General features: G+C 65.1%; 1 protein-coding gene. It reads left to right on the forward strand.

All coding sequences use genetic code 11. The annotated features are described in order from the left end of the window. The coding region (locus tag CXR03_RS17865) for a response regulator transcription factor (RefSeq protein WP_146070565.1) at window positions 1-421 on the forward strand (421 nt) is incomplete at its 5' end. Window positions 422-568: the final 147 nt, after the last annotated feature.

The following is a 568-nucleotide window of genomic DNA, read 5'->3' on the forward strand; positions in this document are numbered from 1 at the left end:
GATTGGGGTGCTGGTGTTGTCGCAGTATGTGGAGACCCGCTATGCCGCTGATCTGCTGGCCGGGCATCCTGCGGGCGTCGGCTATTTGCTGAAGGACCGGGTGGCCGATGTCGCCGATTTTTTGGACGCCCTGGCGCGGCTGGCGCGAGGCGAAACCGTGCTGGATCCGGAGGTGGTCCGGCAGCTCATGGGCGCCTCCCGGCACCGATCGGACCTGGACCGGCTGACCCCGCGCGAGCAGGAGGTGCTGGCGCTGATGGCGCAGGGCCGCACGAATGCCGCCGTCGGCAGCACACTGTTCCTTTCCGCCGGAGCGGTGGAGAAAAACATTACCTCCATCTTCGCCAAGCTCGGGCTGGAACAAAGCCCGGCCGACCACCGGCGGGTGCTGGCCGTTCTGGCCTATCTACAGTCGGCCTAGGGGCTTCACCTGCGTATGCTGTGCGGCATGACTACAGCGATGGATGATGACACCCGTTATGCGCCGGTGACCGACCAATGAGCGGGCGTATCGTCCTGTTCGGAGCCACCGGATATACCGGTGGGTTGGTGCTGAGCTCACTGCTGC

This window comes from Arthrobacter sp. 08Y14, from assembly GCF_002929455.1.
Taxonomy (GTDB): Bacteria; Actinomycetota; Actinomycetes; order Actinomycetales; family Micrococcaceae; genus Arthrobacter_B; species Arthrobacter_B sunyaminii.